Annotated in this window: 16 protein-coding genes; 9 read left to right on the top strand and 7 right to left on the bottom strand. The window is 70.6% G+C overall.

Translation table 11 applies throughout. The annotated features are described in order from the left end of the window. Positions 1-10: 10 nt before the first annotated feature. Together ACFVWD_RS06895 and ACFVWD_RS06890 are read right to left on the bottom strand one after the other, a co-directional pair. A complete protein-coding gene (locus ACFVWD_RS06895) occupies positions 11-1255 on the bottom strand; it encodes a winged helix-turn-helix domain-containing protein (protein ID WP_389594301.1) in 1245 nt (414 codons plus the stop codon). A 94-nt stretch (positions 1256-1349) separates the two neighbouring features. Then, entirely contained in the window at positions 1350-2657 is a 1308-nt protein-coding gene (locus ACFVWD_RS06890; protein ID WP_389594300.1) for a PucR family transcriptional regulator, read from the bottom strand. A gap of 163 nt (positions 2658-2820) precedes the next feature. Here ACFVWD_RS06890 and ACFVWD_RS06885 point away from each other — a divergent pair, with 163 nt between their 5' ends. From ACFVWD_RS06885 to ACFVWD_RS06875, 3 genes are all read left to right on the top strand, one after another. Beyond that, on the top strand, positions 2821-3747 hold the full coding sequence (locus ACFVWD_RS06885) for a proline dehydrogenase family protein (protein ID WP_389594299.1): 927 nt from the start codon (positions 2821-2823) through the stop codon (positions 3745-3747). Positions 3748-3796: 49 nt separating this feature from the next. Beyond that, positions 3797-5437 carry an L-glutamate gamma-semialdehyde dehydrogenase gene (gene pruA, locus ACFVWD_RS06880; RefSeq protein ID WP_389594298.1) on the top strand — a complete coding sequence of 547 codons (1641 nt, stop codon included), beginning with the start codon at positions 3797-3799 and terminating at the stop codon, positions 5435-5437. Positions 5438-5540: 103 nt separating this feature from the next. Further along, a complete protein-coding gene (locus tag ACFVWD_RS06875) occupies positions 5541-6404 on the top strand; it encodes an alpha/beta fold hydrolase (protein ID WP_389594297.1) in 864 nt (287 codons plus the stop codon). A gap of 31 nt (positions 6405-6435) precedes the next feature. Here ACFVWD_RS06875 and ACFVWD_RS06870 read toward each other — a convergent pair whose 3' ends face one another. The 3 genes from ACFVWD_RS06870 to ACFVWD_RS06860 all read right to left on the bottom strand — a co-directional run bounded on the left by ACFVWD_RS06870 (position 6436) and on the right by ACFVWD_RS06860 (position 9795). After that, positions 6436-6642, bottom strand: a complete 207-nt coding sequence (locus ACFVWD_RS06870) for a DUF5988 family protein (protein WP_389594296.1) — start codon at positions 6640-6642, stop codon at positions 6436-6438. 156 nt (positions 6643-6798) lie between these two features. Then, on the bottom strand, positions 6799-8733 hold the full coding sequence (locus ACFVWD_RS06865; RefSeq protein ID WP_389594295.1) for a glycoside hydrolase family 97 catalytic domain-containing protein: 1935 nt from the start codon (positions 8731-8733) through the stop codon (positions 6799-6801). Positions 8734-8838: 105 nt separating this feature from the next. Then, positions 8839-9795, bottom strand: a complete 957-nt coding sequence (locus tag ACFVWD_RS06860; RefSeq protein ID WP_389594294.1) for a LysR family transcriptional regulator — start codon at positions 9793-9795, stop codon at positions 8839-8841. Between the two features lie 66 nt (positions 9796-9861). Here ACFVWD_RS06860 and ACFVWD_RS06855 point away from each other — a divergent pair, with 66 nt between their 5' ends. Both ACFVWD_RS06855 and ACFVWD_RS06850 read left to right on the top strand, forming a co-directional pair. Beyond that, the gene (locus tag ACFVWD_RS06855; RefSeq protein WP_389594293.1) at positions 9862-11304 is read left to right on the top strand and encodes a DHA2 family efflux MFS transporter permease subunit; all 1443 of its coding nucleotides are present in this window, start codon (positions 9862-9864) and stop codon (positions 11302-11304) included. A gap of 205 nt (positions 11305-11509) precedes the next feature. Next, a complete protein-coding gene (locus tag ACFVWD_RS06850; RefSeq protein ID WP_097286358.1) occupies positions 11510-11638 on the top strand; it encodes a hypothetical protein in 129 nt (42 codons plus the stop codon). A 104-nt stretch (positions 11639-11742) separates the two neighbouring features. Here ACFVWD_RS06850 and ACFVWD_RS06845 read toward each other — a convergent pair whose 3' ends face one another. Next, positions 11743-13311, bottom strand: coding sequence for a purple acid phosphatase family protein (locus tag ACFVWD_RS06845; protein ID WP_389594292.1), 1569 nt, complete (start codon positions 13309-13311; stop codon positions 11743-11745). A gap of 142 nt (positions 13312-13453) precedes the next feature. Here ACFVWD_RS06845 and ACFVWD_RS06840 point away from each other — a divergent pair, with 142 nt between their 5' ends. The 4 genes from ACFVWD_RS06840 (at position 13454) to ACFVWD_RS06825 (ending at position 18545) form a co-directional block, all read left to right on the top strand. Continuing rightward, positions 13454-14497 carry a 3-isopropylmalate dehydrogenase gene (locus ACFVWD_RS06840; RefSeq protein WP_054234560.1) on the top strand — a complete coding sequence of 348 codons (1044 nt, stop codon included), beginning with the start codon at positions 13454-13456 and terminating at the stop codon, positions 14495-14497. Positions 14498-14793: 296 nt separating this feature from the next. Next, the gene (locus tag ACFVWD_RS06835) at positions 14794-15882 is read left to right on the top strand and encodes a branched-chain amino acid aminotransferase (protein WP_384911761.1); all 1089 of its coding nucleotides are present in this window, start codon (positions 14794-14796) and stop codon (positions 15880-15882) included. A gap of 195 nt (positions 15883-16077) precedes the next feature. Beyond that, positions 16078-17148 (top strand): hypothetical protein, encoded by a 1071-nt coding sequence (locus ACFVWD_RS06830; RefSeq protein WP_389594291.1) that lies wholly within the window; start codon positions 16078-16080, stop codon positions 17146-17148. Positions 17149-17312: 164 nt separating this feature from the next. Next, positions 17313-18545, top strand: coding sequence for a KamA family radical SAM protein (locus ACFVWD_RS06825; protein WP_389594290.1), 1233 nt, complete (start codon positions 17313-17315; stop codon positions 18543-18545). On the opposite strand, the gene ACFVWD_RS06820 is transcribed toward ACFVWD_RS06825, so the two are convergent. Next, entirely contained in the window at positions 18492-19925 is a 1434-nt protein-coding gene (locus ACFVWD_RS06820; protein ID WP_382337935.1) for a cytosine permease, read from the bottom strand. The two genes, ACFVWD_RS06825 and ACFVWD_RS06820, sit on opposite strands and share 54 nt — an antisense overlap. Positions 19926-20000: the final 75 nt, after the last annotated feature.

The raw sequence follows: 20000 nt of genomic DNA, 5'->3' as shown, positions 1-20000 counted from the left end.
TCGTGGCGGGCTAGGACCGGCGCAGGGCCGCGCGCCAGGGTTCGGGTACCGTCTCGCCGTACTCGACGTCGGTGGCTCCCACGAGGGTTGCCAGATCGGCGAGTTGTCCGGTGACGGCCTTGCGCAGGGCCACCGTCGGTCTGACGGCGGGCTCCAGGTAGAGGCCCTCGACCAGCAGGGTGCCCCGGTTACGGTCACGACGGGGCGAGACACGGCCGACCAGGCGGTCCTCGTGCAGGATCGGCAGCAGGTAGTAGCCGTACTCCCGTTTGGCCTTGGGCACGTACATCTCGTTGCGGAAGGCGAAGCCCCACAGGCGTTCGGTCAGGCGCCGGTCGCCCACGAGGTTGTCGAAGGGGGAGAGCAGCGCGGTGCGCCCGTGCCAGTCACCGGCGCGGATCGCCTCCAGCTCGGCCATGGCGTCGACGTGCACGTACCACGTCTCGGTGGCCGAGGTGGCCCCCTCCACCCGTACGGGTATGACGCGACCCTCCTGCGTGAGGGTGCGCAGCACCTCGGCCAGGCCGTCGTACTTGCCTCGCAGGAAGTACTGCCTGATGTCCAGGGGACGGGCGACGCCGAGGGCGCGCAGGGTGTGCTCCGCGGCCGTGGTCACCATCTCCCGCGCCGACACCGCGACCCGGTCGGCGCCGGGCGGCAGACAGGCGTCGGGGAGGCCCCACAACCGCCGGCCCGCCTCGCGCCCCGCGACCATGATCCGGCCCTGAAGCCACAGGAAGGTCAGCATCCGCTCGACGTTGCGGCCCGCGGTCCAGCCGCTGGAGGGCCACTCCATGACCGAGCGGTCCTCGAAGGCGTCGGTGGGCAACGGGATGCCTTCGGCGAGCCGGGTGAGGATGTGCTCCAGGAGCCCTTCGTTGGCCTCCATCCAGACCTTGGTCAACGACAGGTTCTTCGGGGGATAGCCGTTCATCGACACCCGGTGGATCGGATAGTCCTCGGTGAGCACCAGGGCCGCGGCGTGCGCCCAGTACTCGAACAGCCACCGCTCCTCCCACCACAACGCGCCGAGATGCGAACCGGCGCCCGCCCCGAGCCGGCTCCACACCACGAGCTCATGACTCGGCGCCACGACACTGATGGGGTCCAACTGCAGATAGCGCAACGACCGCAGAACGGCCCGCAGCCCCTCCCCGTCACCCGACGGACGCACCCCGCCGAGCCACTGCCGCGACAGCGCGAGCCGACGCGCCTCCACCTGACTGATGCTCAACTTCTGCTGAGATGTGGGCATACCGGGTCCCCCTACTCCCTGCGCAGCGCACCGTCGCCCGTGCCCGCGGCGAGCGGTTCGACGGCACACCCTACGGCCGATCGCCGCGCGGGGATTACAGTCGCGCCCCCTTCAACGCCATGTGCAGCAGCAGACGGTCCTCGCCGTCGTCCAGGTCGAGGCCGGTCAGCTGCTCGACGCGGGACAGGCGGTAGTAGAGGGTCTGCCGGTGGATGCCCAACTCCGCCGCCGTGCGCCCCGCCTGGCCCGCGCAGTCGAGGAACACCTCGGCGGTGCGGGCGAGTTCACGGTGCGCGGGGGAGAGGAGGGTGCGGACGGCGGGGTCGTGGGCCGCCTCCGGGGGGAGTGCCGTGAGGAGGCGGTACGGGCCGATGGAGGCCCACTCGGCGACCGGGCCGAGGCGGGGCTCCGCGCGGGCGGCGCGGGCGGCGGCGGACGCCTCCTGCCAGGCGGCCCCCAGCTCGGCGAGGCCCACCCGGGCCCCGGCGATTCCGGCGGCCACGGTCGTCCCGGCGGTCCCGGCAGCCTTGGCTGTTCCGGCCCCCGCCCCCTGCCCGCCGCCCCCGCGCTCCCCGTCCGCCTCCCGTACGAAGCGTGTCGCCGCCGTGAGTGCCGGAGTCAGTACGTCCGCCGAGCGCAGCCGTACGAGGAGGGCCAGGCTCTGGCCGGTGGCCCCCCACGGCACCGTGCACAGCGCGGTCGCGCCCGGCACCGTACGGACCGAAGGGGCGTCGTCCGGGTCGGCGGAGGGCCAGGGGGCGACGCACACCACCGCGTGCAGGCCGTCGCCGCGCGGGCCGAGGGCGGTGCGCAGCTCGGCCACCGCCATGTCCCGCTGCCAGCCGCGCTCGGCGGTGAGGACCGCGCGCAGCTCGCGGGTGAGGTCCGCGCCCGCCTGCGCCTCGTCCGCGAGCAGGTCGCCGATGCGGGCGGCGACCTCCATCGCCGCGGAGAGCTGCGCCTCGGACGGTCCGGGGTCGTCCTCCAGCAGCCAGACGTAGCCGAGGACGACACCCCGATGGCGTACCGGTAGGCAGATCCGGCCCCGGTACACGCCCGCCTCCGGGGTGGGCGGGATGTGCACGGGGGCCGTCGCGCGCGTGATGCCGAAGCCCTCGAACCAGGTACGGACCGCCGTCGTGGAGCGGCGCGTGAGGATCGAGCGAGTCCGTACGGGGTCCAGGGCCGACGGGTCGAGCTCGCCCTCGCTGTCGTACGCGCCGAAGGCGATCAGCTCGAAGTCCCGGTTCTCCAGCGTCGCGGGCACGCCGAGGAGCGCCGAGATCTCGTCGACCAGCTCCTGATAGCCGCCGTGGTCGCCACGGTGATCTCGGTGCTCCCGGTGATCCCGGGGCTCTCTGCGATCCCTGTGTTCGTCGCTCACCCGGGCATTCTCCCGCAATTCCGCAGCCCTTCATACATCTGTCTGAGATCCAGGGCACGGATGCGTGACAGCTGTCGATGGCTCAGGATCGGAGGGATCCTTAGGTTTCACGGTGGTTCTCCGTGCCGTACCCGAATGGTCGGGATACGGCCTTCTGCTCGCCTTGTTGTGGAGGTGCCCCGTGCTGGGTCCCGTGATTCTCGCCGCGTCGCGCAGCGACCGGATGCGCCGCTTCGTGTCGGCGGCCCCCGGCACCAAGCAGGTGGTCGCCCGCTTCATCGCCGGTGAGAGCGTCGACCAGGTCGTTCCGGTCGTCCAGGACGCCGTCGCCAAGGGTCTGGAAGTCACCCTCGACGTCGTCGGCGAGGACATCACCACCCGCGAGCAGGCCTTCGCCGCCCGGGACGCGTACCTGGAGCTCATCGAGCACCTGAAGGAGCTGGACCTCGGCACCAAGGCCGAGATGTCGATCAAGCTGTCGATGTTCGGGCAGGCGCTGGAGGGCGGCCACGAGCTGGCCCTCGCCAACGTGCGCCCCGTCGTCGAGGCCGCCGCCGCCATCGGCACCACCGTCACCCTGGACGCCGAGGACCACACCACCCTCGACTCGATGTTCGCCATCCACGAGGAGCTGCGGAAGGACTTCCCCCAGACCGGCTGCGTCATCCAGGCCTACCTGTACCGCACGGAGGCCGACGCCCGCCGCCTCGCCGCGAGCGGCAGCCGCGTCCGCCTGGTGAAGGGCGCCTACAAGGAGCCCGCCGAGGTCGCGTACCAGGACAAGGCCGAGACCGACAAGGCGTACGTCCGTGTCCTGCGCGTCCTGATGGAGGGCGAGGGGTACCCGATGATCGGGTCCCACGACCCGCGCCTCATCTCCATCGCGCAGGAGCTGGCGCGCAAGGCCGGGCGCAAGCTGGACGAGTACGAGTTCCAGATGCTGTACGGCATCCGCGGCGAGGAGCACCTGCGGCTCGCCGCCGAGGGCCACCGCATGCGGGTGTACACCGCGTACGGCACCGACTGGTACGGCTATTTCATGCGCCGCCTGGCCGAGAAGCCGGCCAACCTCCTCTTTTTCGCCCGCAGCATTCTGACCAAGGGCTGAACCACGGGCCGAGCCCGAACCACCCGCTCATAAAGGAGTTACGGACACCATGGACGCTGTGACCCAGGTCCCCACCCCCGTCAACGAGCCGGTGCACGGCTACGCTCCCGGTTCGCCCGAGCGCGCCCGCCTGGAGGCCAAGCTCAAGGAACTGGCGGAGAACCCGATCGAGCTGCCGATGACCATCGGCGGCGAGAAGCGGCTCGGCGGCGGTGAGCGCTTCGAGGTCGTGCAGCCGCACAACCACAAGGCCGTCATCGGCACCGGCGCGCACGCCACCCAGCAGGACACGCAGGACGCGATCGACGCGGCTCTCGCCGCCGCGCCCGCCTGGCGTGCGATGTCCTTCGACGACCGCGCCGCGATCATCCTGCGCGCCGCCGAGCTGCTGGCCGGTCCCTGGCGTGAGACGCTGGCCGCCTCCACCATGCTCGGCCAGTCGAAGACCGCCCAGCAGGCGGAGATCGACTGCCCCTGCGAGCTGGTCGACTTCTGGCGCTTCAACGTCGCCTACGCCCGCCAGATCCTCGCCGAGCAGCCCCCGGCCAACTCGCCGGGCGTCTGGAACCGCCTCGACCACCGCCCGCTCGAGGGCTTCGTCTACGCGATCACGCCGTTCAACTTCTCGGCGATCGCGGGCAACCTGCCGACCGCGCCCGCGCTGATGGGCAATGTCGTGGTCTGGAAGCCGTCCCCGACGCAGACCCACGCGGCCGTCCTCCTGATGCGGCTCCTTGAGGAGGCCGGACTTCCCAAGGGCGTCATCAACCTCGTCACCGGCGACGGCATCGAGGTCTCCAAGGTCGCCCTGGAGCACCGCGATCTCGCGGGCATCCACTTCACCGGATCGACCAAGACCTTCCAGTACCTGTGGAAGACGGTCGGCAACAACATCGAGAAGTACCGCTCGTACCCGCGCCTGGTCGGCGAGACCGGCGGCAAGGACTTCCTGGTCGCGCACCCCAGCGCCGACCGCGCGGTCCTGAAGACCGCACTGACCCGTGGTGCCTTCGAGTACCAGGGCCAGAAGTGCTCCGCCACCTCCCGCGCGTACATCCCGGCGTCCATCTGGAACTCCGGCTTCAAGGAGGAGTTCGCGGCCGAGGTCGACTACCTGACCATGGGTGACGTCACCGACCTCGCGAACTTCGTCGGCGCGGTCATCGACGAGCGCGCGTTCGCCAAGAACAAGGCGGCGATCGACCGGGCGAAGGCCGACCCGACCTGCACGATCGTCGCGGGCGGCTCGTACGACGACTCGGTCGGCTACTTCGTGCGCCCGACCGTCGTGGAGTGCTCGGACCCGGAGAACGAGGTCTTCAAGACGGAGTACTTCGGCCCGTTCCTCGCCGTGCACGTGTACGACGACAGCTCGGCCGAGAGCTACGACGAGATGTTGACGCAGATGGAGTCGGCGTCCGACTACGCGCTGACCGGCTCGGTCGTCTCGGGCGACCGTGCGGCGGCGGCGTACACGATGGACAAGCTCCGCTACGCCGCGGGCAACTTCTACATCAACGACAAGTCGACCGGCGCCGTCGTCGGCCAGCAGCCCTTCGGCGGCGGCCGTGCCTCCGGCACCAACGACAAGGCGGGCGCCCCGCAGAACCTGATGCGCTGGACGCTGACCCGCGCCATCAAGGAGACGCTGGTCCCGCCGACCGACTACGCGTACCCGCACATGGGCTGATCAGCCCTTTCGAACCCGGGCCGGGAAGCCTGACCCCCGAGCAGGCTTCCCGGCCCGTCTCCATGGCGGGGTGTCTTCGGACGTCTCCGGGCAGAATCTCCCCATGGCCCGGACGCGAAGTGAGACGGTCGAGACCGACGACGGAGTGCGTCTGTGGGCGGAGCGGTCGGGCGAAGGCCCCCCGCTCGTGCTGTGCCACGGCGGACCCGGCCTGTGGGACATGTTCACCGACGTGACGGAACTACTGGCCGACGTGACCCCGGTCGTCCGCTGGGACCAGCGAGGCTGCGGGCGCTCGGAGCGGAGCGCCGGGCCCTGGACGAGCGAGCGGTTCGTCGCCGACCTGGAGGCCGTACGCCGGCACTTCGGGCTGGAGCGGATGACGCTGCTCGGCCACTCGTGGGGCGCGCAGCTGGTGCTGAGCCATGCGCTGGCCCATCCCGAGCGGGTGAACGCGCTGGTCTATGTGAGCGGTACGGGGATCGGACCCGACTCCGACTGGTTCGACGGCTTCAAGGCGAACCTCCTCGCCCGGCTGGGCGAGCGCCCCGAACGCCTGGCCCTCTGGAGGGAGTTGACGGACCGTCCGGTTCGCTCCGAGGCGGAGGAACGGGAGTGTGCGGTGCTGCAGTGGTCCGCCGAGTTCGTGGACCGCGAGCGGGACCTGGAGCATGCCCGGCGGATGACCGAGCCCTGGTTCGACATCAGCACCGAGTGCAACAAGGCCTTCAACGCCGAGCGGAGAAGGACCTGGGGCACCCCGGAGCTGTACGCCGCCTGCGAGAAGCTCGACCTGCCCGTGGTCGTCGTCGACGGGGCGCTCGACATCCGGCCGCGCTCGGCGGTCGACTCACTGGAGAGGGCGCTGCCCCGGGTACGCCGGGTGATCCTGCCGGAGGCCGGGCACCTGCCGTGGGTCGAGGACCCGAGGGGATTCCGGGAGGCGGTGACGGCGGCGTTGCGGTGATCCGCCGTCCCTCGCCGCGGCGGACATGGCGTCACCCGGCGAACTCCGTCCGCTCCCACCACTCGTACACGGGCAGCCTGCCCTCCGGCGTGTCCGTGTGCCGTGGGGTCGCCCTGAAGTGTTCGTATCCACCGCGCAACTCGATCTTCACGTCCGTTCCAGGGGGCGGGATCGGGACGATCCGCTCGGGCAGATCGTCCGGGCCGCCCTCGAGCAGTGCTTTGGTCGTGTCGCTCATGACGTCACCGTTCCCCCTGCCGGAGCCCGATGTCCCATGCCGCGCGGAGGATCAGTCGTGTGGGCGATCCGCTTCTGAGCCGTCGGCGGTCGTCGTGCGTGAGCGGCTCCCCTGACCCCGCTCGGGGTCAGGGGAGGGGTGTGTCGCTTCGATGGGTCAGTTCTCGCAGGTCGTACGGCCTTCGCGCGCGCGGCAGGCGAGCGCCGCGAAGCCGCCGTCCGCCACGACCGGTACGGCCAGCGTGCCGCCGCCCCGGACGACGTGCGTCTCGCGCGCCAGGCCCGACGGTCCGTCCGTCAGGGTCTCCACCAGCCAGCGGCCCGCGCCCAGCCGCATCGGTACGTCGACCGTGCGGGCCGCGCCCGTGAACGTGCCGCCGATGAACCACCTGCCGTCGGCGGCGCGCCGGGCCAGGACCGCCGAGCGGCCCGGATCGCCGGTCAGCAGCCGGGTCTCCTCCCAGCGCGCGGGAAGCTGCTCCAGATAGCGGCGGGCCTCGGGCCGCGCGTCGTACGACTCCGGGGTGCCGGAGAGGTTCTGGATCCCGGACTCGTACAGGACGCTCAGGCCGAGCTCACCCGCGTCCGAGGCGACGTTCGGGCGGTACGGGCGGTGGAAGGCGCCCGGAGTGAAGTCCATGGAGCCGATGGCATTGCGGGTGAAGGGGAGCGAGGCCAGCTGCTCCGCCGTGTTGTTGCGCTTCTCCTCGCCGCCGACCCCCTCCATCGTCATGACCTGCGGCCAGGTGCGCTGGATGCCCTTGGGGATCGTCGAGCCGTGGAAGTTCACCATGAGGTGGTGGCGGGCCGTGGACTCCAGCACATCGTCGTACCAGCGCATCCGCTCCTGGGACTCCGAGTCCATGAAGTCGATCTTCACGCCCTTGACACCCCAACCCGCCAGCGTCGAAAGCCACTTCTCACGCTCGGCGGGATCGGTCAGCAGGCTGTAGTGCAGCCAGACATGGATGCCCACGCCCTTGGCCGCCGCGTAGCGCACCAGCTCCGGCATCCAGCTGTCCGTCTGCCACTGGGGATCGATCACCTCCCAGTCGCCGGTCTTGTAGTACCAGCCCGCGTCCACCACTTCGTACGGCCAGCCGCGCTCGGCCGCGTAGTCCACGTACTTCTCCTGCGCGGCCAGGCTCTGCCCGGCCTCCTTGCCGCCCGCCAGCCAGGTCCACAGCGCCGGGCCCGGCTTGATCCACGAGGTGTCGCGGACCCGGGACGCCGGGGCGAGGTCGTCGATGAACGTCGACTCGGTGACGGTCGCGAGATCGCCGGTGACGATCGCGCGCCAGGGGGTGGTGAGCGGGCCGGACGTCAGGATCGGCTCGTCGTTCCAGAGGCTCAGCCCGTACGTCGACGAGTCCGCGGCGTGCGTCAGGTGGGCTCCCGCGTAGGTGCCGTTGACGTCCGACTCGGCGATCAGGGCGTAGTCGCCGTCAGCGGCGGCGCCGTTGCCCCCGTCCGTCCTGAACAGGCCCTGCATCATGTACGCGCCCGCCGGCGCCGACGCCGCGGAGTCGTAGCGGGTGAAGCGGAGCTCGTTGTCGGCGCGGTAGCCGCCGAGGAGGGCGTTCGCGCCGGTGGGGAGGGTGAAGGCGGAGGCCTCGCGCAGTACGTTGCCGTGGCTCTGCGGCAGGACGTAGCGGTAGGCGACGCCGTCGCGGGCGACCCGTGTCACCAGGTCGAGCCGGGCGCCGTCGGCGGTGCGGAAGCGGAAGCGGGCCTCGGTCATGCGGGCGACGCGGTCGCGGGACTTGCCGGTCGGGCTCGTGTAGTGCTCGGTGATCGTGCGCTCGGAGCGTCCGGTGAGGGTCAACCCCCGGGAGAAGTCGGTCTGTTCGGTGACCAGGCCGAGGGGGGATGGCTCCAGGACCGTTCTGCCCTCGCGTCTCACGGCGAGCGTGGGATGTCCGTCGGTCCGATCGAGTGCGACGACCGCCGTCGGGGAGCCGTGCGGCCCCTTCACCTCCCAGGCGGCCCGCGCCGACCCCTCGGCGCGGGCGGGGAGCGCCGCCACCGCCGTGGCGAGCAGGGTGGAACAGAGCGTCAACACGATGGTGCGGGCCCGTAACTGGACCGACATCAGGAACCCTCCTTCTCGCAGTCATCTCCTGTAGTCATCCGATGATTGTGAGAGTGAAGGTGCGCATTGGGCCTGTCAAGGCGTGCGACCGCATCAGAGATAGGATCAATTTTTGTCGGCGCACCTCACCTCCTCCGCCACCCGCGCCAGCGCTCCCCGCAGCCACCGGTGCGCCGGATCCGTGTCCAGCCGTACGTGCCATGCCTGGCCCGTCGAGAACCTCGGCAGGTCCAGCGGGATCTCCAGCACCGCCAGCGGCATCCAGTGCTCCGCCTCCCTCGCGACCTCCGCCGGGACGAGCGCCAGGGCGTCGGTGCGCAGGACGAAGAAGCAGGCCGCGCCGAAGGTGGGGGCGGTGGCCAGGACGTCGCGGTGCAGGCCGAGCCCGGCGAGGCGTTCGTCCACCACGCTGTGCGCCCGGCCGCGCCGTGTCACCGTGATGTGCGGCAGTGCGGCGAACCGCTCAGGCGTCAGCGGCTCGCGCGCGAACTCCGCGCCGGCCCGCGCCACCGCCACCATCCGGTGTTCGTGCAGCGTCGAGGCGCGCACGTCGTGCGGCAGCGGGTCCGGCAACTCGCCCACGTCCAGGTCGACATGGGTGCGCAGATCCGCCGGGTCCTCCTCACCCTCGGGCAGCAGTCGCAGCCGTACGCCGGGTGCCTCCCGGGCCGCCAGTTCCAGCAGCGGGGCGCCGAGGGACAGGACGACCCCGTCATTGGTGCGGATTCTGAACTCCCGTCGAAGGGAGGAGAGTTCGACGTCGGTCGGCGGTCGCAGCGCCGCCACCGCGCCCGCCAGCGCCGTCTGCACCCGAGGCTGCATCTCCCGCGCGCGGGGCGTCAGGGTCAGACCCCGCCCCGACGGGACGAGGAGCGGGTCGCCGACCACCCGGCGCAGCCGGCCCAGGGTGCGGCTCATCGCCGAGGGGGAGACATTCAGTTCGGCCGCCGCGCCCGCCACGCTGCCCGCGCGCAGCAGGGCGTCGAGGGCGGGCAGGAGGTTCATGTCGGGGAGGGGAGCGGTCAGCCCGGAGCCGGACGACGCATGCGCTGAATGCTGCATGAGACGCAAGGCTACGTGAAGCAATCGGACCTTGTGTGCAGCAATGGGCGCCCCGAACCTGGACCCATGACGGATTCTCAGCCGCGCGGCACCGCGACCGCGCTCCTCGTCGCGGGCTGCTTCTTCATGGAGATGCTGGACGGCACGATCGTGTCGACCGCGGCTCCGCAGATAGCCCGGGACCTGCACACCGCCCCCACTTCCGTGGGCCTGGTCATCACCGCCTACCTCGTCACCCTCGCTGTTCTCATCCCCCTCTCCGGCTGGCTCACCGCCCGCTTCGGCCCACGCCGGGTCTTTCTCGCCGCGATCACGGTCTTCACCCTCGCCTCCCTGGCCTGCGCGTTCGCCCCGAACCTCGGCGTGCTCGTCGGCACCCGTGTGATGCAGGGCGTCGGCGGCGCCATGATGGTGCCGGTCGGCCGGCTGGTCGTCCTGACCGGCACCGCCAAGCGGGATCTGCCGCGCATGGTCGCGTACATCGTGTGGCCCGGCCTCGTCGCCCCGGTGCTCGCGCCCCTGCTCGGGGGCCTGATCACCACGTACGCCTCCTGGCACTGGATCTTCCTGCTGAACGTGCCCCTCGGCGTGGTCGCCCTGCTCGTCGCGCACCGCCTCATCGCACCGGCCCCGCGGGACGAGACACCCCCGCTGGACCTCGTCGGCACCCTGCTCACCTGCACCGGTCTCGCCGCCCTGACCTGGACCGCGCACCTGCTCTCCGACCAGACCGGAGGATCCGCCGCGCAGACGGTGGCGGTCGGCGCGATCGCCACCGTGGCGCTCACCGCGGCCGTACGGCATCTGCTGCGCACCCCGCACCCGCTGGTCAACCTGCGCACCCTGGACGTCCAGTCCTTCCGCGCGTCGGCGCTCGACGGCTCGCTCTACATGGCGGTCGTCGCCGCCCTCCCCTTCCTCCTCCCACTGCTCTTCCAGGAGGTGTTCGGCTGGAGCGCGGTGAAGTCGGGCGCGGTGGTGCTGTTCGTCTTCGTCGGGAACATCGGGGTCAAGCCCGCGACCACGTATCTGATCAACCGCTTCGGCTTCCGTCCGCTGCTGATCGTCTCCACGCTCGGGCTCGCGGTCACCACCACGGCCTGCGCGCTGTTCACGCGGGAGACGCCGGTCGCGGTGATCGCGGTCGTCGCGGTGCTCTCCGGTGTCGCCCGTTCGGTCGGCCTCAGCGGCTACGCGACCATCGCCTTCAGTGAGACCCCGCCGGAGCGGCTGCGCGACGCCAACGCCCTCTTCGCGACCTCCCACCAACTGGCCGCGGGGCTGGGCGTGGCCGTCACCGCCGTCGCGCTGCGCGGGGGCGCGGCGCTGACGGACGGGACGCGCTCGGCGTACGCCGTCGCGTTCGTGGTGCTCGGCGTGCTGTGTCTTGTTCCGACGGCGGGCGCCCTGCGGCTGCACCCGGCGGCGGGCGATGCCGCGCGAACTGTTGTCCCAGCTCAGGGCCGTGTGACCCAATCCACCGTCTCAGATAGTAGGAAGTCCGACTAACTGTGGAGACAGATGCTCCTTCCTCGCTTAGTTTTGTAGGAGCCGAACGTCTCGCTAGACCAAGCGAATGGCGGTCGTGAGCCGGTGCCCCTGGCAGGCAACCCCTGCGGCACCGATCCCCGCCCCGGCGTCTCGTATCCCTTCCTCATCGCACTTCCGGTGGTCCGTTCCGGGCCGCTTTCCGGAGGCAAGGAGTCGATCCATCATGGCCGAGACGACCGTCCGCCGAGTCCGCCACGTGTCCCGCACGAGTGAGTCCGACCGTAAGAACGCGGCCGCCGCCCTCCAGCGCGCCCTCGACCGCAGGGACAACGGCGGCGAGACGGGTCACTGACCCGCCCGCACCACCTTTCGTACCGGGAGCCGCACCCGCACGGGGTGCGGCGCGGGGTTCACGCCCCGCGCCGCACCCCGGAGTGCCGAGCCGCTGCCGTGCGCTCAGCCACCGCGCCGCACCTCGAAGTGGTCGATGCGCCTGCCGCTCTCCGCGAGCGCCGACACCTTGAGCCGGGGCGCCGTGCCCGCCTCCGCCTCCACCGAGAGGAAGGAGAAGCCGGCGTACCGCACCCGGGACCACTCCACCGTCTCCCGCTGCTGGTCCTGCGACTTGGTCCAGTGGAAGCTGCTCACGGACTCGTGGCGGCCGACGTGCCCCTCGTAGCTGTCCTTCACGCCCGACGGGAAGCCGTACAGATCCTTGCCGCCGCCGCCCGCGGTGACGTAGACGATCCCGTCCCGCGTCGGATCCGTCGAGCCGCCCACCGGCACCGCACGGCCCACCGCGCCCTTCTTGACGGCATCCGTCCGCTCGTACACATGGTTGTGCCCGTTGATCACCAGGTCCACCTGGTGCTTGCTGAACAGCGGCAGCCACGCCGCGCGCACCCCGCCGTCGGAGGCGTGCGCGGACGTCGAATAGGCGCAGTGGTGGAAGAAGACCACGATGAAGTCCACCGCCGCCGAGGCACGCAGCTCGCCCAGCTTCCTGTCCAGCCACTTCGTCTGCTTCCCGCCCGTGTAGCCCTGGTTGGCGGGAATCTCGTACGACACGTCGTTCGCGTCCAGTGCAACGATGCCGACGTTGCCGTAGGTGAAGGAGTAGACGCCCGGTGCCGTCCGGGGGTCGAAGCCGCTGTCAGGGAGGGAGAAACGGGCCGCCTGGCCGCCGTAGCCGTCCGGCGAGTACCAGGCCTCCATGTCGTGGTTGCCGGTCGTCACCATCCACGGCACCGACTTCGCCACCGGCTCGGTCTGCTTGAGGAACAGGTCCCAGTACCCGGGGTCGAACCCGTCCGACTTCTTGCCGCGCCCGGTCCCGTCCGCGTAGCAGATGTCACCCGCGTGGAGGTGGAAGGCGGGCTTCTGGCGCAGCAGCACCTTGTCGTTGGCGAGCGCGGCCGAGCTGACGCCCTGGTCGCCGAAGGCGGTGAACACGAACTTCTCCGGGTTCGCGGGCGCCGTGCGGAAGGAGCCGACGGTCGACCTGTGCGCCGGTGAGGCCGGGTCGAAGCCGTCGTGGCCGACGCCGTAGTAGTACGTCGTGCCGGGCTTCAGACCGTCCAGGGCCGCGTGCACGTAGTACTGGTCCAGTGCCAGCCGTACGCCCGTGACCCCCGGCGTGTGCAGGGCGCGGACCTCGGCCTCGACCTTCCGGCTCAGCTGTCCGGGATGCGTGCCCACCCGCAGATACGGCCTCCGGACCGCGAGCGGCACCTGCCAGGAGACCCGCATCTGGCTCTTCGGGTCGGCGCCGAAGGCGAGATGACGGCCGAAGGGGGTGACGACAGAACCGTGCACCTGCCCGGTGACGCTCGTGCCCGGGGCGGAGCCGCGCGTCACTGTCCCCGACGGGGACGAGCAGCCGGCCAGCAGCCCGCCGCCCGCGAACGCACCCGCCGACACCAGGGCGCGGCGCCTCGTGAGCTTCGTACGCAGGTACTCGTACTGCTCCGCCATGCTCATCCGGCTCGCGAGCTGCTGCGGAATGCCGAAGTCGGGAAGGTCCATGTCGGTGAACTTCCCAGCAAGTCCCAACGCCCGCCATACGTACGGGTGAACGCACGTCGACGAAACGATCCGCGACACCCCGACCATGTCCGGATGGCGGACGCATCGTGTCATTCCATGGGACACGGAGTACGGTGCCTTCATGTCTCGCAGCATCAATCTCGCAGTGATCCCCGGTGACGGCATCGGCCAGGAGGTCGTGGCCCAGGGGCTGAAGGTGCTCTCCGCCGTCCTTCCGCAGGATGTGAAGCTGGAGACCAAGGAGTTCGACTTCGGGGCCAAGCGCTACCACGCCACCGGTGAGACCCTCACCGAGGCCGACCTCGACGCCCTCAAGCAGCATGACGCGATCCTGCTCGGCGCGATCGGCGACCCCTCGGTCCCGTCCGGCGTCCTGGAGCGCGGCTTCCTGCTCAAGCTCCGCTTCGCCTTCGACCACCACGTCAACCTGCGTCCGTCGAAGCTCCTTCCGGGTGTCGCCACCCCGCTGGCCGGCCAGCCGGAGATCGACTTCGTCGTGGTCCGCGAGGGCACCGAGGGTCCGTACACGGGCAACGGCGGCACGATCCGCAAGGGCACCGAGCACGAGGTCGCCACCGAGGTCTCCGTCAACACGGCCTTCGGTGTCGAGCGTGTCGTCCGTGACGCCTTCGCCCGCGCCCAGGCCCGCCCGCGCAAGAAGCTGACGCTGGTCCACAAGAACAACGTGCTGACCTTCGCCGGTCACCTCTGGACGAACGTCTTCAACAAGGTGGCCGAGGAGTTCCCCGAGGTCACCACGGACTACATCCACGTGGACGCCGCGACGATCTACCTCGTCACGGACCCCGCGCGCTTCGACGTGATCGTCACCGACAACCTCTTCGGCGACATCATCACCGACCTCGCCGCGGCCGTCTCCGGCGGCATCGGCGTGGCCGCGAGCGGGAACATCAACCCCTCCGGCGAGTTCCCCTCGATGTTCGAGCCCGTACACGGCTCGGCGCCCGACATCGCGGGCCAGGGCAAGGCCGACCCCAGCGCCACCGTCCTGTCCGTCGCCCTCCTGCTGCGCCACCTCGGCTACGAGGCCGAGGCCGCCCGCATCGAGGACGCCGTCTCGGCCGACCTCGCCGAGCGCGTGGGCAAGCCCGCCCGCAGCACCGAGGAAATCGGCGACGCGCTCGCCGTACGAGTAGCCGGCTGACCCTCCCTCACTGCCTTAAGGGCGTGGGGGGACCCCCACGCCACTTACGTCTCGTAGGAGCCGCCGGGTCGCATCCGCACCCGGTGGCTTTTCCTATGCCCTCGCCGGGTGCCACCATCGACAACCCCTGGGTACCCCCTGGGCCGTCTTCACCCCGTTTCGTCCACGGCTTCGCGCGCGCGATAATCGAACGCGGAGCCGCGGGAATGAGGGAATGCTCGGACGTCCTAGTACTGGCCACTGGCAGTACGGGCGTGAGCGCGGCCCGTCACACACAACCGGTGAAGGACAACCACATGACGACGCCCACGATCGAGCTCAAGCCCTCTTCGCAGCCCCGCTCCGCGGCGGAGCGCGAGGCGATCCTCGCCAACCCCGGGTTCGGCCGCCACTTCACCGACCACATGGTGACGATCAAGTGGACCGAGGGCCGCGGCTGGCACGACGGCCAGCTCGTTCCGTACGGCCCGCTCTCCCTCGACCCCGCGAACATGACCCTGCACTACGCGCAGGAGATCTTCGAGGGCCTCAAGGCCTACCGCCAGCCCGACGGCTCCGTCGCCACCTTCCGCCCGGACAAGAACGCCCGGCGCTTCCAGTCCTCCGCCCGCCGGCTCGGCATGCCGGAGCTGCCCGTGGAGACGTTCATCGAGGCCTGTGACCTGCTGGTCCAGCAGGACCGCGCCTGGGTCCCCGCCCATGGCGGCGAGGAGTCCCTCTACCTGCGTCCGTTCATGATCGCGACCGAGGTCGGCCTGGGTGTGAAGCCCGCCAACGAGTACCTCTTCCTCGTCATCGCGTCCCCCGCGGGCGCGTACTTCGCGGGCGGCGTGAAGCCGGTGTCGATCTGGCTCTCCGAGGACCATGTGCGCGCCGTCCCCGGCGGCATGGGCGACGCCAAGACCGGCGGCAACTACGCGGCCTCCCTCCTCGCCCAGGCCGAAGCCGCGGCGAAGGGCTGCGACCAGGTCTGCTACCTCGACGCGGTCGAGCACAAGTGGATCGAGGAGCTCGGCGGCATGAACCTGTACTTCGTGTACGGGGACAAGATCATCACCCCCTCCCTCACCGGCTCCATCCTGGAGGGCGTCACCCGCGACTCCCTCCTCACCGTCGCCCGCGACCTCGGCTACACCTCCGAGGAGGGCCGCGTCTCCATCGACCAGTGGCAGCGCGACGCGGAGAACGGCACCCTGACGGAGGTCTTCGCCTGCGGCACGGCCGCGGTCATCACCCCTGTCGGCACGGTCAAGCGCACCGGCACCGAGTGGCAGCAGTCCGGCGGCGAGCCCGGCGAGGTCACCCTGAAGCTGCGCGAGGCGCTTCTGGACATCCAGCGCGGCATCAGCGTGGACAAGCACGGCTGGATGCACCCGCTGGGCTAGGACGACCCTCGCGACCCTCGCGCCCGTCGGTCCCCGGTGCCCGACGCCCCCTGCCGGTCCCCCTCTCCCCAACAGGAGTGCGGGGACCGGCGGTTCGTTCGACGCGTAGCTGCTCCGTGACACGGGTATCCACAGATTCCACGGGGGGAGCGTGCCGCCCTCCCGTGTGCCCGCACGGCCACGGAGGGAGCGCAGGTGAGCGCAGGGTCGCCGATACCACGACTGCACCGGCTGCTGCGCACCTTACGCACCCCACGCCGCCCCCAGAGCCTCACGGTCCTCGTCCTCCTCGCCGCCGTCGCCGCACTCCTCCTCTGGAGCAGCTCGCGGATGGACAACTACGAGGAGAACCTCACCCTCAACCTCGGCACCGACATCGTCGGCGTCGTCGTCACCGTCTTCGTGATCGGCCCGCTGATCAGCCGCGCCCAGGAGGGCCGGGTCCGCGAACACACCCGGCTGGACTACGAGTGGTTCAGCGCCCAGGTCTACGGCTCGACCTCGAACGTGAAGGTCCTCGACACCTTCTCCAACGTGTTCGGCCCGCAGTTCTCCGAGCGTCTCTTCCGCGGCATCAAGGCGGCCACCGGGCACGGCGCCCGCGTGCAGATCCTCCTCCTCGACCCCGACTCCCTCGCGGTCATCCTGCGCGGCCGTGAGCTGGGCGAGCAGAGTGCCGACATCCGCCGCGACATCATGCGCAACCTGCGCACGCTGGACCGGTTCGCGCTCCGGCTCGACGAGAACTCCCGCCAGCTCCTCGAAGTACGCCTCTGCTCCGCGTCCCCCGGCGTGACCCTCTACCGCTGGGACGAGCGCTCCCTGGTCTCCTTCCTCACCGTCGGGCGCCTCTCCGGCGAAGGCGTCCAGCTCGAAGTCGCCGTCCGCTCCCCGCTCGGCACCTTCGTCGAACAGCGCTTCGACGAACTGTGGCAGCAGAGCAAGCGGATGGAGCGGTTCACCCATCTGCCGGTGACCCTGGTCGACGCGACCGACGGCCGCCGGGAGTTCAGCTGTCGCTTCGTCTATGTGGACGACTGTCTGTACGTCGCCGGACATGACCTCGTGTCGTACATGGCCCGCCACCGCCTCGATCAACTCTCCGCGTACAGCGAGGCCTTGGGCGTGCAGGGCGCGCACGAACTGATCGTCGTCGACGACGAAAGTGAGCTTCACCGGCTGCTCATGCAGCGCTTCGCGGAGAAGTACGATGCGTCCGCGGGCGCCTTCGTCGAGTTGCGGCCGTCGGTCCTGGTCAGGGAATAGAGGCCCCGGCACACATGAGTTCAGCGCTCCACCCCGCTCAGCCCGCGAGACCCGGTTCCGCGCACCTGAGCCTCCGGTCTTCGGACACCAGCTCCCGGTCTTCGCACCCGAGCCCCCGCTTTCGCGCCTTCACACCCCGTGACCTGGACGGCCTGCTGCGGCGCGTGTCCCTGCCGCCCACCGAGCGACTAGCCCTGCGGGCGGTGGCGGCCGTCCTGCCGTTCCGTACGAACACCCACGTGGTCGATGAGCTGATCGACTGGACGGCCGTGCCCGACGACCCCATCTTCCGGCTGACGTTCCCGCAGGCCGAGATGCTGCCCGAGCCCGACCTCAGGCAGATGGCGGAGCTGCTGGCGCGGGACGCCCCGAAGGCCGAGGTCCTGCGCGCGGCGCACGAGATCCGGATGAAGCTCAACCCGCATCCCTCCGGGCAGCTCGACGCCAACGTCCCCGTGCACGAGGGGCGGCGCCTCACCGGCCTCCAGCACAAGTACCCGGAAACGGTGCTGATCTTCCCGCGCCAGGGCCAGACCTGCCACGCCTACTGCACGTACTGCTTCCGCTGGCCCCAGTTCGTCGGCGAGTCCGACCTGCGCATCGCCACCGACGACATCGGCGCCACGTCCGCCTATCTGCGCGCCCACCCGGAGGTCACCAGCGCGCTCATCACGGGTGGCGACCCGATGGTGATGAGCACCGAGGTGCTGCGCCGCTACGTCGAACCGCTCCTGGAGATCGAGTCGATCCAGTCGATCCGCATCGGCACCAAGTCGCTCGCCTTCTGGCCGTACCGTTTCCTCACCGACCGCGACGCCGACGACGTGCTGCGCCTGTTCGAGAAGGTCGTCGCGAGCGGCCGCCACCTCGCGCTGATGGCCCACTTCACCCATCCCCAGGAGCTGCGGCCCCCGGTGGTGCGCGAGGCGATGCGCCGGGTGCGTGACACGGGTGCCGTGGTCCGCTGCCAGGGGCCGCTGGTCAGGGGCATCAACGACAGTGCCGAGGCGTGGGCCGGGCTGTGGAACGAGACGACCGCGCTGGGGGCGGTGCCGTACTACCAGTTCGTGGAGCGGGACACCGGCCCGCAGGGCTACTTCGGGGTGCCGCTCGCCCGCGGTCACCAGATCTTCCGCGACGCCTACGCCCAGGTGTCAGGCCTGGCGCGGACCGTGCGCGGCCCGGTCATGTCGGCGATGCCGGGCAAGGTGTGCGTGGACGGGATCACGGAGGTGGCCGGCGAGAAGGTCTTCGTGCTCCATCTCATCCAGGCCCGCGATCCGGAGCTGGTGGGCCGCCCGTTCTTCGCCGCCTACGACGAGAACGCCACCTGGTTCAGCGACCTAAAGCCCGCTTTCGGCGCGAGCCAGTTCCTGCCCGGCCTCGACCCGGTGTGACGCCCGCTTCGGCGAGAGGGCCACGTAGACGAGGCCGCCGACCAGCCCTGACAGGACGAAGCTGCAGTCCACTCCACCGGTGAGGGACAGCAGCGGTCCCTGGTACGAAGGGAGGGAGACGGCGAGGAGGCCGGCGAACGCGCCCAGTGCCCAGGAGACCGTCGCCTGGACGTTCCAGCCGGCGCGGTACCAGTAGATCCCGCCGCGGGAGCGGCGGTTGAAGACCTGGAGGGCGTCCGGGTCGTAGATTCCGCGGCAACGGGCGAAGCCGATGAGGGTGATGACCGCCCACGGGGTGCCGATGGCGGTCAGGAGAAGGACGAAGGACGTCATCGCGGACTGCGCGTTCCAGGCGTAGTGGCCGACGAAGACACAGACGGTGGCGACGACGGCGACCGTGAGCGTGGCCCGGGCGCGCGAGGCCTTCGGCAGGATCGCGTCCAGGTCCAGGCCCATGGAGTACAGCATCAGGCCCGCGTTGCCGACCGACCCGGCGGAGGCGGCGAGCAGCAGCGGGACCAGGTACCAGGTGGGGGAGGCGGAGACCAGCGGCCCCGCGTAGTCGAGGGCCGCGCGGGCCGCGTACGCCGTGAAGGTGCCGAAGAGCTGCGGGACCAGCAGCCCGGCGATCAGGCCCAGCCAGGTGGCGTGCAGGACCGTACGGGAGGAGTGCCGGGACGGGGAGATGTAGCGCGTGTAGTCGCCGAGCAGGGTGATGAACGCGATCGGTCCGGACAGGCCCGCCGCGACCGCCGCCAGCAGCCAGGTCGGCCAGAACGAGCCCAGCAGATAGCCGCCGGTCTCCGGGAGCGCGGCGGTGGTGAAGTGCGGCGCGTAGGCGAGCACACCGAGCGCGAGGAGCGCGGTCATGCCGACCGCGAGGACCCGGGACATCGCGAGCAGCACGCGGTAGCCGTACACCGCGCCCGCGACGGTGGCGGCGGCGAGGACGGCGTACACGACGGCGTACGACAGCCCGTTCGCCGGCAGCCCGAACAGGCGGCCGAGCACGCTCACCATCACATCGCCGCCGATCCAGACGGTCAGCGCGGTGTAGCCGAGGGCGAGCAGCAGCCCGACGACCGAGCCGACCAGCCGTCCGCGCACGCCGAACTGGGCGCCGGAGGAGGTGGAGAGGTTCGTCGCCGTACGCAGGGACACCAGCGCGAGCGGCGCGGTGAGCGCCGTGCCGATCACCGTGCCCGCCACGATCGCGCTCACCGACGACCACCAGTCGAGCCCGAAGGAGGGTGGCAGCCAGCCGAAGATGATCACGCCCAGACAGAGGTTCGATCCCAGCAGGATCGAGACGAGGTCCCCCGGCCCGCTGGTCCGTTCCTCGTCGGGGATGGTGTCGACTCCGCGCTGTTCGATCGGCATGGCTGGTCTCCTTCGACGGCCGCCTGAGAGTTAGAGCGACGTTCAATGTCTGTGACCAGATTCTGGATGTCAATC

It is taken from the genome of Streptomyces sp. NPDC058086 (assembly GCF_042885015.1).
Lineage (GTDB): Bacteria > Actinomycetota > Actinomycetes > Streptomycetales > Streptomycetaceae > Streptomyces.
The sequence above is the reverse complement of the archived record's forward strand: the minus strand, read 5'-3'. Positions and strand labels throughout refer to the sequence as shown.

Bases quoted from the DNA above. Each gene is read 5' to 3' on its own strand.
- ACFVWD_RS06865 (WP_389594295.1), bottom strand. From the start codon at position 8,733: ATGTCGGTCCAGTTACGGGCCCGCACCATCGTGTTGACGCTCTGTTCC.
- ACFVWD_RS06860 (WP_389594294.1), bottom strand. From the start codon at position 9,795: ATGCAGCATTCAGCGCATGCGTCGTCCGGCTCCGGGCTGACCGCTCCC.
- ACFVWD_RS06835 (WP_384911761.1), top strand. From the start codon at position 14,794: ATGACGACGCCCACGATCGAGCTCAAGCCCTCTTCGCAGCCCCGCTCC.
- ACFVWD_RS06895 (WP_389594301.1), bottom strand. From the start codon at position 1,255: ATGCCCACATCTCAGCAGAAGTTGAGCATCAGTCAGGTGGAGGCGCGT.
- ACFVWD_RS06855 (WP_389594293.1), top strand. From the start codon at position 9,862: ATGACGGATTCTCAGCCGCGCGGCACCGCGACCGCGCTCCTCGTCGCG.
- pruA (WP_389594298.1), top strand. From the start codon at position 3,797: ATGGACGCTGTGACCCAGGTCCCCACCCCCGTCAACGAGCCGGTGCAC.
- ACFVWD_RS06875 (WP_389594297.1), top strand. From the start codon at position 5,541: ATGGCCCGGACGCGAAGTGAGACGGTCGAGACCGACGACGGAGTGCGT.
- ACFVWD_RS06820 (WP_382337935.1), bottom strand. From the start codon at position 19,925: ATGCCGATCGAACAGCGCGGAGTCGACACCATCCCCGACGAGGAACGG.
- ACFVWD_RS06850 (WP_097286358.1), top strand. From the start codon at position 11,510: ATGGCCGAGACGACCGTCCGCCGAGTCCGCCACGTGTCCCGCACGAGT.
- ACFVWD_RS06870 (WP_389594296.1), bottom strand. From the start codon at position 6,642: ATGAGCGACACGACCAAAGCACTGCTCGAGGGCGGCCCGGACGATCTG.
- ACFVWD_RS06845 (WP_389594292.1), bottom strand. From the start codon at position 13,311: ATGGACCTTCCCGACTTCGGCATTCCGCAGCAGCTCGCGAGCCGGATG.
- ACFVWD_RS06840 (WP_054234560.1), top strand. From the start codon at position 13,454: ATGTCTCGCAGCATCAATCTCGCAGTGATCCCCGGTGACGGCATCGGC.